The 14,479-nt window shown below is 46.1% G+C and carries 11 protein-coding genes; 7 read left to right on the top strand and 4 right to left on the bottom strand.

The annotated features are described in order from the left end of the window. Positions 1-256 precede the first annotated feature (256 nt). A complete protein-coding gene (locus tag QUA83_RS02845; RefSeq protein WP_333291354.1) occupies positions 257-1,717 on the top strand; it encodes an ATP-binding protein in 1,461 nt (486 codons plus the stop codon). A 275-nt stretch (positions 1,718-1,992) separates the two neighbouring features. Here the strand turns inward: QUA83_RS02845 and dnaN are convergent, their stop codons facing one another. The 3 genes from dnaN to dnaA all read right to left on the bottom strand — a co-directional run bounded on the left by dnaN (position 1,993) and on the right by dnaA (position 5,078). Further along, positions 1,993-3,132, bottom strand: coding sequence for a DNA polymerase III subunit beta (dnaN, locus tag QUA83_RS02840; protein ID WP_333034715.1), 1,140 nt, complete (start codon positions 3,130-3,132; stop codon positions 1,993-1,995). A gap of 298 nt (positions 3,133-3,430) precedes the next feature. Continuing rightward, the gene (locus tag QUA83_RS02835) at positions 3,431-3,598 is read right to left on the bottom strand and encodes a hypothetical protein (protein ID WP_333291352.1); all 168 of its coding nucleotides are present in this window, start codon (positions 3,596-3,598) and stop codon (positions 3,431-3,433) included. Between the two features lie 106 nt (positions 3,599-3,704). Beyond that, complete coding sequence (dnaA, locus tag QUA83_RS02830; protein WP_333291350.1) at positions 3,705-5,078, bottom strand: chromosomal replication initiator protein DnaA; 1,374 nt, start codon at positions 5,076-5,078, stop codon at positions 3,705-3,707. A gap of 211 nt (positions 5,079-5,289) precedes the next feature. Between dnaA and QUA83_RS02825 the strand changes: the two genes are divergently transcribed. The 5 genes from QUA83_RS02825 (at position 5,290) to QUA83_RS02805 (ending at position 10,193) form a co-directional block, all read left to right on the top strand. Then, positions 5,290-6,537 (top strand): HhoA/HhoB/HtrA family serine endopeptidase, encoded by a 1,248-nt coding sequence (locus QUA83_RS02825; protein ID WP_333291349.1) that lies wholly within the window; start codon positions 5,290-5,292, stop codon positions 6,535-6,537. A gap of 143 nt (positions 6,538-6,680) precedes the next feature. Further along, positions 6,681-7,214: a peptide deformylase gene (gene def, locus QUA83_RS02820; protein ID WP_333291347.1), complete on the top strand. Its 534-nt coding sequence runs from the start codon at positions 6,681-6,683 to the stop codon at positions 7,212-7,214. 186 nt (positions 7,215-7,400) lie between these two features. Next, positions 7,401-7,970 (top strand): TerD family protein, encoded by a 570-nt coding sequence (locus tag QUA83_RS02815; protein WP_333291346.1) that lies wholly within the window; start codon positions 7,401-7,403, stop codon positions 7,968-7,970. Positions 7,971-8,024: 54 nt separating this feature from the next. Continuing rightward, the gene (locus QUA83_RS02810) at positions 8,025-9,512 is read left to right on the top strand and encodes a TerD family protein (protein WP_333291344.1); all 1,488 of its coding nucleotides are present in this window, start codon (positions 8,025-8,027) and stop codon (positions 9,510-9,512) included. A gap of 81 nt (positions 9,513-9,593) precedes the next feature. Continuing rightward, complete coding sequence (locus QUA83_RS02805; RefSeq protein WP_333291342.1) at positions 9,594-10,193, top strand: TerD family protein; 600 nt, start codon at positions 9,594-9,596, stop codon at positions 10,191-10,193. Positions 10,194-10,337: 144 nt separating this feature from the next. Here QUA83_RS02805 and lysS read toward each other — a convergent pair whose 3' ends face one another. After that, a complete protein-coding gene (gene lysS / locus QUA83_RS02800; protein WP_333291341.1) occupies positions 10,338-11,891 on the bottom strand; it encodes a lysine--tRNA ligase in 1,554 nt (517 codons plus the stop codon). A gap of 482 nt (positions 11,892-12,373) precedes the next feature. Here lysS and tkt point away from each other — a divergent pair, with 482 nt between their 5' ends. Continuing rightward, the gene (tkt, locus tag QUA83_RS02795; protein WP_333291339.1) at positions 12,374-14,389 is read left to right on the top strand and encodes a transketolase; all 2,016 of its coding nucleotides are present in this window, start codon (positions 12,374-12,376) and stop codon (positions 14,387-14,389) included. The last annotated feature ends 90 nt before the right edge of the window (positions 14,390-14,479 follow it).

Below are 14,479 nucleotides of genomic sequence, written 5' to 3'. Positions count from 1 at the left end.
CAAGCGTTAATACCGCTCAAGTCAGTATAAAATAAAGTCAGGTATAATTACCAGGGCGCATTTATCTCGGTGATACTCAATCTTGCCTAATACTTTAAGTGGTAAAATTTCATTTACTACAGTCAGTTTTTTGTGTAATTTAAAATGCAGTTTGCCAAGGGGATGCCGGTCAAAGCACTCAGCAACTCACCTGCTGACCTTTGGTAGCTGAATGTCTGCTGGCAAATAGAACCCAAAAAAGCGTGCTGATGAATTTATGTTGAATACCTCCTGCGTAGAAAGACCCGTCCAACCCATCTCCCAGGCTGACCTAGGAGAACTTTGTTTAGACTCTACTCTCCAACAATTGTCGCTTTACGATTTTCAGGTAGAAGCTACGGATTGGGGAATGCGAATTTCTCAGATGTTAGAAGCTAATCCGCTGTTACCGGGAGTCATTGTCACCCATCAAGGTGAATTTGCCGGTATGATTTCCCGACGGAGATTTTTAGAATTTATCAGCCGTCCTTTTGGGCGAGAATTATTTTTAAAGCGACCTGTGAGGGCTTTGTACCGCTTTGCCGAAACTGAGAGTTTAATTTTTCCCAGCAATACTTTAATCGTGGATGCAGCCAGGAAGTCACTGTTGCGATCGAAAGAACTGCTTTATGAACCGATTGTGGTTCAAGTGTCGCCTCAAACTTATAGTTTGCTAGACGTGCACGAACTGTTAGTAGCCCAATCCAACATTCACGAACTAGCAACAAAATTGCTGAGGCAGCAAACTCAATCTCAACTTATTCAAACCGAAAAACTAGCCAGTTTGGGACAGATGGTAGCTGGAGTCGCCCACGAAATTAGAAATCCCGTCACCTGCATTAGCGGAAATATCGGCTTTTTGTCTAACTACTCGAAAGACATCATGGAGTTGCTGTCTGCTTACGAACAGATTGTGGGTAATAGCGAAAAAATTGACCAACTTAAAAAACACATAGAATTTGATTTTTTGCAAGAAGATTGGGTGGAAATTCTCAAAAGTATGAAAGTTTCATCGCAGAGGCTGACCGAACTCGTCACCAGCCTGCACACCTTTTCTCACATGGACGAAGCCCACTTGAAGCAAGCTAATATCCACGAATGTATTGACAGTACGCTGCTAATTATGAAAAACCGTCTGAAGTACGGGTTTAAAGTAGTTAAAAACTATGGGGATTTGCCTTTGGTCAAGTGTTACTCTGGTCAGTTGAGCCAGGTATTTATGAATATCATCAGCAATGCCATCGACGCTTTGGAAGAGGTAAAAGCAGAAAAAGATTTTATGCCTGCGATTACTATTGAAACCGAGGTAATAGACAGTTCTGACGGCGACTGCGTGAATTCGGAATTAATTCAAAATTATGTTAGGGGCGATGGCGTCCCGCCCCGCAAGCTACGACAAAATGCCAAACAGCTATCATCCGCCAGTCAAAACGGCGAGTTCTGCCCAGAAGCAGCGGAAACAAATCAAAATAACGCTTGGATAGCCATCCGAATTGCCGATAACGGGCCGGGAATTCCGCCCGAAATTCAGCGGCGGATTTTTGAGACATTTTTCACCACTAAACCGGCGGGGAAAGGTACGGGTTTGGGGTTGGCGATTACCCATCAAATTGTTACGGAAAAGCATAAAGGCAAGTTAAATTTGCATTCTACGCCCGGTACAGGTACTGAATTTGAAATTTTGTTGCCCTTGATTTGAAGCAATAAGTCATATCAAATCTCTCTTCTCAACCTCTGCGTGAATCAGCGTCAATCCCTTGTCCGGGGCGGTTAATAAATTCTCTTTTTTTAACCGCAGATGAGGGCAGATAAACACCGATTAACGCAGATGAATTAGAGCACTTCCGGTTGCAGCATCGGTGATTGTTGACTAATGACTAATGACTAATGACTAATGACTAATGACTAATGACTAATGACTACTGACTACTGACTACTGACTACTGACTACTGACTAATGACCACTGACTCTTTTTAAGCTCTTAGCTGAACTGGCATTACCAAGAATGTAGCATTAACTCCGCCTAATGGCTGAAAAATTACGGGGGCTAAAGCACCGTTTAATTGCAGTTGAATTTCTGGGGATTGAGCAGTTTTCAAAATGTCAATTAAGTATTTCACGTTGAAAGCAATATCTATGCTATCTCCCGAAATCTGTGCGGGCATTGACTCTTTGCCACAGCCGACATCTTTAGCATCTACAGACAAAGTAATTTCCTGATTCTCCTCGTCGATGCTGCATTTGAGAATATTGTTTTTTTGGTCTGCAAAAACGGCAATTCTTTCTACTGCTGCTAAGAACGATCGCCTTTCTAAGGTAATTTGCCGCTCAAAAGACGGCGGAATCAACTGCCGATATGCGGGATATTGCCCTTCCAAGGTGCGGGTTGTCAGCCGCTGATCTGCCCATTCAAACACTACTTGACCGTGTTCAAAATGCAGGGTGACAGGTTCAGTCCACTGCCGCATCACCAGCATTCTTTCTACTTCCCGTAATGCTTTAGCGGGGACTGTCACCTCAAATTCTTCTTGGGTTTCTTCGCCTTCAGCTTTTTCATTCGCAGTTTGAACTACTGCCAATCTGTGGCCGTCTGTAGCTGCAAATTCCAGGCAATCTTGCAATACCTTTAAATGCACGCCTGCAAGTACCTGTTTTGCCTCGTCGGGGCTAGTAGCAAATAAAGTTCCTTTGAGTCCTTCTATCAAGGCTTCCGGCGGCAATTTAAGGATTGTTCCGCCTTCTATTGCAGGCAATTCGGGGAATTCTTCCGGGCCCATGCCTCTAACTTGGTAGCTGCCAGAACTGCAAGTGAGATATGCTACGGTGTCCCCCGCTTCGTCTTCTAAAGTAATCTCTCCATCTGGGAGTCTCGAAACAATATCGTTGAGTAATTTAGCGGGTATGGTAAAACTGCCGCCGCCTGTTACTTCTGCTGCGAAGCTGGTACGAATGCCTAAACTGAGATCGAAAGCTGTCAAGCTAACCCGCTGATTTTCCTCATCCGCTACTAAGAGCACGTTGGCGAGTACCGGATGTGTCGGGCGGGAGGGAACGGCCCGACTCACCAACGAGAGGTTGGCGTTGAGGTCACTTTGGGTGCAAACCAATTTCATGGTAGGAAGGTTAATTAACCGGATTTGAAACAGAAACAAATCGTATCACAGAAAGCCGGCGGGTCGGTTTTTCTCTGTCAGGGCTTACGCCTGGGGCTAGAAACCGGGTTTCTAGGCAAAATTTTGCCTGTAAAAACGAGAAAGCTTCGTAGAAACCGGGTTTCTGAAGTCAGCGCGCGTCGCGAACTATTTGTGTAGGGTGTGTAGGGATGACCAGTTTTTTTTAATTTATTGAATTATTTTTGTATCGATCGCCCTGTGGAAACTGTGGAAAAAAAAGCTAACTGCTTGCTGCGCGTCACTTATAGGTAATAAATACCTGTGGAAAACTTGTGGAAAAGCTGGTGCGGTCGATCGCCCATTTTTGTGCAAAAGCTGTTTCGGGCCAAGCAGTAATGTTTTCCACAAAATAAGGGCCAATTTTCCACAGGTTTTTCCACAGGCAAGATTGTCTATTATGGGGCATTGGGAATTGTTGACTGTTGACTGTTGACTGTTGACTGTTGACCGCGTTGAGTGATGACAACTGACAACCGATAACTGACAACCGACAACTGACAACTGACTTGTTCTCAAGTTTTGCGGCTAACAACATTAATTCGATCGCTCAACTGACGCAAAGTTTGAGCCAAATTCGGGTCAGTGTTCCGCAACTGAGCAATTTTTTCGCAACTGTAAAGCACAGTCGTGTGATCTTTGCCACCGAATACTTCGCCAACTTTCGGCAAACTCAAACCAGTATGCTGCCGAATTAAATACATCCCTATTTGACGGGCGAGACTAATTTCTCGCCTGCGGGAAATACCTTTCAAATCTTCAACAGAAACATCAAAAGCCTCGGCCACAACTGCAATTACTGCATCGGGAGTCGCCTCTACGCTTTCTGTTTGCGGGTTCAAAACCGGGGTGATATTCTCCACAGTCATCGGCAAACCGGTAATTGAAAGATATGCTACCGCCCGAATCAAAGCACCTTCTAATTCCCGAACGTTGGAAGTGTAACTAGAAGCAATGTATTCAATGACATCTCGCGGCAACCGCATTTTTTCATACTCAGCTTTTTTCTGCAAAATTGCCATCCGAGTTTCCAAGTCGGGCAATTGAATGTCGGCAATTAATCCCATCGAAAATCGGGAACACAAACGCTCTTGCAGGCGGGGGATTTGCTGTGGCGGGCGATCAGAAGCTAAAACTACTTGATTCCCGGCTTCGTGCAAAGTATTAAAAGTGTGGAAAAATTCTTCTTGAGTGTATTCTTTCCCTTCAATAAATTGGATATCATCTATTAATAAAACATCAGCGTCCCGATAATGATCGCGGAAAGCTTGCATACTGTCTTTGCGAATAGCGGCGATTAAATCGTTAGTAAATTTCTCAGTAGAAACGTAAAAAATCTTGGCGTTGGGGTCAATTTCCAAGCGATAATGACCGATCGCCTGCATTAAATGAGTTTTGCCCAAACCGACGCCACCGCACAAAAATAGGGGATTGAATTCTCGGCCCGGAGACTCGGCTACCGCGAGGGAGGCCGCGTGAGCCATGCGGTTGTTAGAACCGACGACAAAGCGGGAAAATACGTATTTCGGGTTTAAATTGGCGGGCTTGGGGGGGTGAAGCGAGTGGCTTTCCGGGACATCGGCGGCGATGGGGGAGGGCCAAATCATGGCGGAGTCACTGCTGCCGCCTGTTTCGTTTCCCCCGGCAATTGTCAAGTAAATGTCTACGGGATAGCCGAGAATTTCTGCGACTGCATCGGCAATGGTTTTGACGTAATATTTTTGCAACCAATTGCGAGCAAAGGGGTTGGGGGCGCTGACTATCAAACAGTTATTTTCGAGTTGTTCTGCCCTGGCAGTTTTGATCCACGTCTCAAAGCTAGGTCTGCTCAGTTGTACCTGGAGACGTTCAAGTATCTGATTCCACAGACTTTCGAGGGGAATGTCCACTGCTCACCTCTGCCGATCGGCATTCAAGATATTAATTCTACAGTCTAGAGAGTTTAGTCCTCAGATGCTAAAGTTTAAGGGAGTCTGCCGTAGCACGGGCGAGGGCGGGACGCCATCGCCCAAAAATTTGGCGGCTCTGCAGCCCAAACCAGGTATCGGGGAGCTGTTCAGCAAATATTTAGATTTGGCAGGAAAGCCTTAAAACATGGCCATGAAGAGTTCTACTGGCAAATTTTGGAAGCAACCGGCAATTTACATATTGCTGCTGGTAACGGGAGCAGGGGCCGCCATGTTGGGCGATCGTCTGACGGTTTCTCAATTTCGTGGAAATTCTGGCGATTCTGGACAAACGGCCCTGGAACCGAAATTGCAACTGCCTCCTAATACAAAGGAAAAGGCTCAAGTTAGCAAAGTCTTGCCGCCGGTTTCCTTGTCGGGCGACGGGACTAATGTGAATTTTATTGTGGCGGCGGTGGCAAAAGTTGGCCCGGCAGTGGTTCGGATCGATGCTTCGCGCCGGGTGAAACCGGGAAATAGAGGGCTGTCGCCGGAAGATTTTTTTGGCATAGAACCGAATTCGGGCGGCCGGGGCGGGATAGAACGGGGCACTGGTTCGGGTTTTGTCATCGGTGCCGACGGCCTGATTCTCACTAACGCTCACGTTGTAGAGGGAGCCGATACGGTAAATGTCACTCTCAAGGACGGCCGCAGCTTTCAGGGGCGGGTGTTGGGGGCGGATAAGGTGACGGATGTGGCTGTGGTGAAGATTGAGGCGAATAATGTGCCTGTAGTGGCGATCGGCAATTCGGATAAGCTGTTGCCTGGGGAATGGGCGATCGCGATCGGCAATCCTTTGGGTTTGGACAATTCCGTAACTGCGGGAATTATTAGCGCTACGGGGCGATCGAGCTCTGATGTGGGCGTACCTGACAAGCGGGTAGGTTTTATTCAAACAGACGCTGCAATTAATCCGGGGAATTCCGGCGGCCCACTGCTGAATGCTTCGGGCCAAGTTATTGGCATGAATACGGCGATTATTCAAGGTGCTCAAGGATTGGGGTTTGCGATTCCCATTCAGGCGGCCCAACAGGTGGCGAAGGAACTGATTACGACGGGGAAAGTCGAACACGCTTATTTGGGAATTGAAATGGCGACGCTGACTCCCGATGTTAAGCAGCAAATTAACAGCAACGCTAACAGCAGCCTGCGAGTTGCAGTCGATCGGGGTGTGGCTATTGTTAGCGTTGTTCCTAATTCTCCGGCAGCAGCATCCGGTTTGCGGGCGGGAGATGTGATTCAAAAAATTAATAATCAGCCGATTATTCAGTCGGAAGCTGTTCAGGAGTTCGTGCAAAATGCTAAGGTTGGCGGTCTGTTGCAAATGGAAATTAACCGCAACGGGCAAATAGTTAATTTGACTGTTAAACCGGGGAGTTTGCCGGTTCAAAAAGTTGGATAAGAAGGAAGAAGGAAGAAGGAAGAAGGAAGAAGGAAGAAGGAAGAAGGAAGAAGGAAGAAGGAAGAAGGAAGAAGGAAATAATAATTTGTTAGTAGTTAACGACTAACAAATAACCACTAACCAATAACGACTAACCAATAACTATGGCAGAAATCTTACAAATCTCGCAATTAGGAAATCCTGTACTGCGCCGCCGATCGCAAGTTGTCGAGAATATTAAGGACGATCGCATTCAACAGTTGATTGACAGCTTAATCTGTACAGTACAGCAGGTAAATGGAGTGGGGATTGCCGCCCCTCAAGCGGCTCAGTCCGATCGCCTGTTCATCGTCGCATCCCGCCCCAACTTGCGGTATCCTCAAGCACCCTACATGGAACCCACAGCGATGATTAATCCCCGGATTGTGGCTAGCTCAACAGAGACAGTCAAAGACTGGGAAGGCTGTTTGAGCATTCCGGGGATTCGGGGATTGGTGCCGAGAAGTAGGGCGATCGAGATAGAATACACCAGTAGAGACGGCAAACTCCACCGACAAGAATTGACAGACTTTGTGGCCCGAATTTTTCAACACGAACACGACCATTTAGATGGAATCGTGTTTTTAGACAGAGTGGAAAATACCCACGAACTGATGACTGAAGATGAGTACCAGCAGCAATTTGTCAAGCTACTTTAACCAAAAGCATCCAGCGTACACGCCCCCAATTCACCCGCAGGGTCAATTCTTCAATTATCCAATCTAAAATCCAAAATCTAAAATCTAAAATCGATAGATGAGTACCAAAAGCAAATTGTCAACTTACTATAACACTTGATATAATTGCTAGTAGTAACGCCAGTGATGTTGTGAATAGGAGGGCGAATGTCTATCAATTTGGAAAAAGGCGGGAGAATCAATCTCTCTAAAGAAGCACCGGGGCTAAAAAATGCCGGGATTGGTTTGGGATGGGATATCAATGCTACAGATACCGGAGCAGCATTTGACTTAGATGCTTCCGTGTTTATGTTGGGGACTACTGGCAAAATTCCCAGCGAAAAATACTTTGTTTTCTACAACAACAACCAATCGCCGGACACTTCTGTAATACATCTGGGAGATAGCAGAACCGGAGAAGGATTTGGCGATGATGAAACCGTTACAGTCGATTTAACCAAAGTCGATCCGGCGGTGCAAGAAATTGTGTTTGTGGTAACTATCCACGAAGCAGAATCGAGAAGGCAAAACTTCGGTCAAGTGCGGAATGCTTTTATCCGGATTTACGACACTACTACTAACACAGAGGTAACGAAGTACGATTTGGACGAAGATTTTTCTAGGGAGACAGCGGTAGAGTTTGGCAGACTTTACAAGAAAGACGGCGAGTGGAGGTTCCAAGCTGTAGGACAAGGCTACAATTCCGGCTTGCAAAGCTTTGTAGAAAAGTATGCCTGATAAAAGGTCGATCGCTCCTAGCTAAATAAATCGAGGGGAAATTCGGAAGCAGGAATGTTTCCCTCGATTTTAAGCAATCAGACTCATGAGGTGACAAACCAGATGGGAATTCAATTAAAGAAGGGCGAAAGATTTAATCTTTCTAAAACATCTCCAAGTTTAACCAAAGTTGCGATCGCCCTGGGTTGGGAAATAGCAACTGAACTAAGTTTATCGGACTCAAACCAGCAAAGCTGCGATATCGATGCCTCGGTTTTTGCGTTAGGTGCGGATGGCCAAATACCCGATGAAAGATACTTGGTATTTTACAATAACTCGCAGTCGCCGGACGGATCGATATGCCATTCGGGAGATAATCAAACCGGTCAAACTCAAGGGGATGACGAGACAATTTATGTAGACTTGGAAAAAGTAACGGCTGCTGTTGAGGAAATGGTTTTTGTGGTCACGATTCACGACGCACAAGCTAAACATCAAAATTTCAGCCAAATCAGAAATGCTTTTATCCGATTGTACGATCGCGAAACCGACAGCGAAATAGCCCGCTATGATTTAACAGAAGCTTTTTCTGAAGAAACAGCAGTCGAATTTGGACGGTTGTATAAAAAAGAGGCAGCTTGGAGATTTCAGGCCGTAGGACAAGGATATAAAGCAGGGTTGCAGAGTTTTGTTGACAAGTATCATTCAGAGATTCAACAGCCAGAAAAACCAGCAGAACCTAAATTACCAGTTATTGAAGATAGCCACAAAAGTCAGAAAGCTATAGCATTAGACAAAAAGCTTGAGGAGAAAGCGCCGCACATTTTCAATCTCGCTAAGAAAGCCGATATCTCGCTAAAAAAGGCAAATCTCACAAATCACAATGCTCAAGTAGCGCTTTGCCTCGATATTTCTGGTTCCATGTCTTCCCTATACAGTTCAGGAAAAATTCAGCGTTTGGCAGAGAAGATTTTGGCTTTGGGATGTCGGTTTGATGACAACGGATCGATCGACATATTTCTGTTTGGAGTCAACCCCCACAATCCCGGTGAAATGTCGATCGACAATTTCTCAAACTTCATCCACCATATACTGCAACAGTATCCTTTAGAAGGAGGTACTTACTACGGTAAAGTGATGAAAGAAATTAGAAACTTCTATTTTCCTGACGCTCGCGGTAGCAGGCGCTACGCAGCTATTAAAGCCGATAGACCTGTCTACGTGATGTTTGTAACTGATGGAGAAACTGCGGACGAATCTGAAAGCAAGCAGCAGCTACAATGGTCGTCTTATGAGCCGATATTTTGGCAGTTTATGGCGATCGGAAAGTCGCAGAAAGATGTCAAAAGTAAGGGTGTTCGAGGGTGGTTAGCAAGAGCCGTAGCGAGCGATTTTAGCTTTTTAGAGCAGCTTGACAAAATGGGCGATCGCTACCTAGACAACGCCGATTTCTTCAGTTTAGAAGACCCGGAGCATATTGCCGATGAGGAATTATACGATTTGTTGACTGCAGAATATCCGCATTGGGTAAAATCAGCACGAATCAAAAATCTTTTACCCTAGAAACAGCTTTTGCCTGCCAACAAAATGCTAGCTTAGGGCAATCATTCAACTTCACAATAAACCTTAGAAAATCGCAAAACTATGGCTATCAACTTGACAAAAGGACAATCGATCGTTCTCAGCAAAAGCGAATACGACTTGTCCAGACTGACAATGGGTTTGGGCTGGGATGTAGCGAAAGCTAAAAAAAGTATCTTTGGCAGAAGCAGCGGTGCAAATTTTGACTTAGATTCCTACGCTTTGCTGCTGGGCGAAAATGGCAAATTAAAGAACTACAAAGAGGATGTAATTTATTATTCTCATTTGGAGTCAAAAGACAAAACAGTTGTTCACTCAGGTGACAATCTCACGGGGGCTGGAGACGGAGACGACGAACAAATATTGGTGAAATTGAACTCTTTGCCAGCACAATATCACAAAATTATTTTGGGCGTAAATATTTACGATGGGAAAGAGAGAAAACAGCACTTTGGCCTGGTAGAAAATGCTTTCGTGAGGGCTGTAGATGCCGCCGGGAAAGAAATAGCTCGCTATCGCTTGTCAAATGACCCATCTTATGAAGGAAAATTAAATATGTTGATGGGAGAAGTTTATCGAGAAGGCGGCGAGTGGAAGTTTAAGGCTTTGGGAAATCCATTGGCTGAAGATATGAACGGTGTGGTCGGTTCGTTTATGCGGTGATCTTAAAAATGTTTTTTTAACCGCAAATAAAGGCAGATAAACGCAGATGAAATTCCATCTGCGTTTATCTGTGTTAATCCGCTGATATCTGCGGTTAAAAAATTCCCATGTACTTATTAGACATCTGCAAAAAAGCTACTCCTATCAATCTTTGACAGGCCGCATTGTCGGGAACATCACCGCATCTCGGATGCTTTGAGTATTAGTTAAAAGCATCACCAATCTGTCTACACCGATACCCATTCCCGCACAATTAGGCATTCCCAAAGATAGCGCTTGAATAAAGTCTTCATCCATTGGATGCGCTTCGTCATCGCCGGCATTTTTCTGCGCCAACTGTTCCTCAAACCGCTTTCTTTGCTCTTTCGGATCGTTTAATTCTGAGAAGCCGTTCGAGTATTCTGTACCGTTGATAAATAGCTCGAAACGTTCTACAAATCCCGGCTTGCTGCGATGTCCTTTTGCTAAGGGACTGACTTCGACAGGATAGTCGATGATGAATGTAGGTTGAATTAGTTTGGGAACAACTAATTTGTCAAAAACTGCATACAGCACGTAGCCTAAACTCTGTTGTTCTAACTTAGACAGGTGCAATTCTAGTTTGGTTGCAGAGGCGATCGCACTTTCCAAGTCCAAACTGTCAAAATCCAGCCCAAACTCGTCTCTGACAGCTTCTACCATCGTTTTCACTTGCCAGTGTTTGCCGCTGAAACCGGGATATTTTTCGCTGTAGTCGAACTTACGTTCTAAACTAATGGTTTCCCCCTGATTTTCAATTTCCTTGACATCCCCAAATACCGCCGCCGCCGCGAAACACATCACGTCTTCGACTACTCCTAAAATGTCGAAAACATCAGCATAAGCTTGGTAAACTTCCAAAGAGGTAAACTCTGGATTGTGGGTGCTGTCAATTCCCTCATTTCTAAATGCTTTCCCTAGTTCAAATACTCGCTCGAAACCGCCGCAAATTGCTCTTTTTAAGAATAATTCTGGAGCCACTCGCAAATACAAATCTACCTCTAAAGCATTGTGGTGAGTGATGAATGGCTTAGCAGCAGCACCGCCGTAAATAGCTTGCAGTGTCGGCGTTTCTATTTCGTAGAAATTGGCTTGCCAGAGATAGGAACGGATGCTTTGAACGATGCGGCTTCGCAGCATAAAACGGTTGAGCGCATCTTGGTTGCTTGCCAAATCCATTTCGCGGTGACGGCGGCAAACTTCGGGGTCGTTAATTCCGTAATAAGAATCGGGAAATTGAATGGTAGCTTTTGATAAAAGCTTTAATTCCCTCACTAAAATAGAAAGTTCTCCCCTGGGGGTGCGGCAGCCGATACCTTCGACGCCGACAAAATCGCCGACATCGAGCAATTTTTTAATTTGTTCAAAGCTCAAACCGACTTCGCCGGTGACGATTGCTTTCTCGATTTTGAGTTGAATTTTGTCTGTGGCGTCTTTTAAATCGATGAAACCAATTTTGCCGCTGTCTCGCTTGGAAGTGATGCGGCCGGCTAATCGCAGGGAAATTTCTTCGGGGTCACTTTGTCCGTTTTCGAGTGCTTTTCCCGGCTGACTAAATATTTCGCGAACTTGCTTGGCTGTGTGCGATCGCGCGTAGGATTCACTGGGATACGGTTCTATGCCTTGCGATCGCAGTTCGTCTACTTTTTGACTGCGGACTTCGGCTTCACTGAGAGTCATTAGTTATTGCCTGATTAAAATTACAAATATCTGACATCTTGCACTATTCTGGCGATCGTGCGATCGGGCGTTGCTCAAAGCAACCCCCTACAAGAAAATTCACTCTTTGTGGAACAGGCATCTTGCCTGTTCGTGACAAAGCTGCAAGATGTCAGAAACACCAAACTCTATCATAACTGGGCGGCTTTGAGAGGCAATTTGCCAAATAAATAAGTTACATCCTCTCGTAGCCCAATCGCACAGAGCCGCACTCGCCCCAGAAATATCTCCGATAAAAATTTACAATCAACTGCACAAAGCGACCGAAACATTAAAAAATTAAGTTGTCTGTCGATCGCAACAGGTGAGATGATATGTAGTGCAGCCTCACGGCAGTTCCACAGAAACTGAACAGCAGAAACGCGAGCGATCGAACTCGGCTCATCGCACCTCTGTCAGAATCGACCACACACACTCTCTCTTAACGTATAAAAACCAGAATTATGGCTGTTGCAACCCAATCACTCGAAGAACTCTGCATCAACTCTATCCGCTTTTTGGCCATCGATGCGGTAGAAAAAGCAAAATCAGGACACCCGGGACTGCCGATGGGCGCTGCCCCTATGGCCTTTGTGCTGTGGGATCGGTTCATGCGGTTCAACCCCAAAAACCCCAAGTGGTTTAATCGCGATCGCTTCGTCCTCTCCGCCGGCCACGGCTGTATGCTACAGTACGCCCTCATGTACTTGACCGGCTACGATAGCGTCACCCTCGACGACATCAAGCAATTTCGTCAGTGGGAATCCAAAACCCCTGGACACCCCGAAAACTTTGTCACCGAAGGCGTAGAAGTTACCACCGGCCCCCTCGGACAAGGAATTGCTAATGCCGTCGGTTTGGCAATGGCAGAAGCTCACCTCGCTGCTAAGTTTAACAAGCCCGACCATAAAATTGTTGACCACTACACCTATGTCATCATGGGTGACGGCTGCCACATGGAAGGCGTTTCTGGCGAAGCTTGTTCTTTGGCCGGACACCTCGGACTCGGCAAATTAATTGCCTTGTACGATGACAATCACATTTCTATTGAAGGCGACACAAGCTTGGCCTTTACTGAAGATGTCGGCAAGCGTTTTGAAGCTTACAATTGGCACGTTATTACAGTAGACAATACCGCTCTAGACGAAGATACTAACCTAGAAGCAGTTCACAAAGCTATTGAAGAAGCCAAAAAAGTCACGGACAAACCGTCCATGATTAAAGTCCGTACCATCATTGGTTACGGTTCTCCAAACAAGCGCAATTCTTACAGTGCTCACGGTGCTGCTTTGGGTAGCGATGAAGTGCAAGCAACTCGCGATTTCTTGAAGTGGGAACACGCACCGTTTGAGATTCCTGATGATGCTTTGTCACACTTCCGCAAAGCAGTCGAACGTGGCGCTCAATCTGAGCAAGAATGGCACAAAGCTTTTGATGCTTATAAAGCAGCATATCCTGCAGAAGCAGCAGAATATGAGCGCACAGTGGCCGGCAAACTTCCTGAAGGTTGGGATAAAGTTTTGCCGACATACAAGCCCGAAGATAAGGCCGATTCGACTCGGAATCATTCTGGAAAATGTTTGAATGCTTTGGCAAGTGTGTTACCTGAATTGATCGGCGGTTCCGCTGACTTGGCATCTTCTAACATGACTTTGCTCAAGGGTGAAAAAGACTTCCAAAAAGGTCAGTACGAAGGACGTAACCTGCGCTTTGGTGTGCGGGAACACGGCATGGGTGCGATCGCCAACGGTATGCTGTTGCACGGCGGTTTAATTCCTTACTGCGCCACTTTCTTGGTATTTGCTGACTATATGCGGGGAGCAATTCGCCTCTCTGCACTCTCGGAAGCTGGAGTTATTTATGTAATGACTCACGACTCCGTAGCCTTGGGCGAAGATGGCCCGACTCACCAACCGGTGGAAACCATCGCTTCTCTGCGCGTAATTCCCGATTTGTTGGTAATACGCCCTGCGGATGGTAACGAAACATCCGGCGCTTACAAAGTGGCAGTTGAAAGCCGCACTCGCCCAACTTTAATGGCTTTGTCGCGCCAAAACTTGCCTAACTTGGCTGGAAGTTCGATCGAAGGAACAGCCAAAGGCGCTTACATTTTGTCCGACGACGGCGGCACTCCCGACATCATTTTAATCGGCACCGGTGGCGAAACCTACCTCTGCGTTGATGCCGCTGAAAAATTGCGCGCCGCAGGTAATAAAGTGCGCGTAGTTTCGATGCCTTGCTGGGAATTGTTTGACTTACAAGATGCCGCTTACCGTGAATCTGTACTGCCGAAAGCTGTTACTAAGCGGTTGGCCGTTGAAGCAGGTTCTAGCTTCGGCTGGGGACGTTATTTGGGTTCTGAAGGCGATAGCCTCAGTATTGACAGATTCGGCGCTTCTGCACCGGGCCCCGTTGCTTTAGAAAAGTTTGGCTACACCGTTGATAATGTGGTAGCTAAGGCTCAGGCGCTGTTGGGTTAATAGCAGCAGCATAATTTTTGGTGGGGCGGGCTTCGGGCTCGCCCCATTTTTTATAGCAGAAGGAAGTTCGGCAACGGATTCGCTTTCTGC

Origin of the sequence: Microcoleus sp. K1-B1 (assembly GCF_036704705.1) — a bacterium.
GTDB lineage: Bacteria > Cyanobacteriota > Cyanobacteriia > Cyanobacteriales > Microcoleaceae > Microcoleus.
This window is presented reverse-complemented; position numbering and strand designations above follow the sequence as displayed.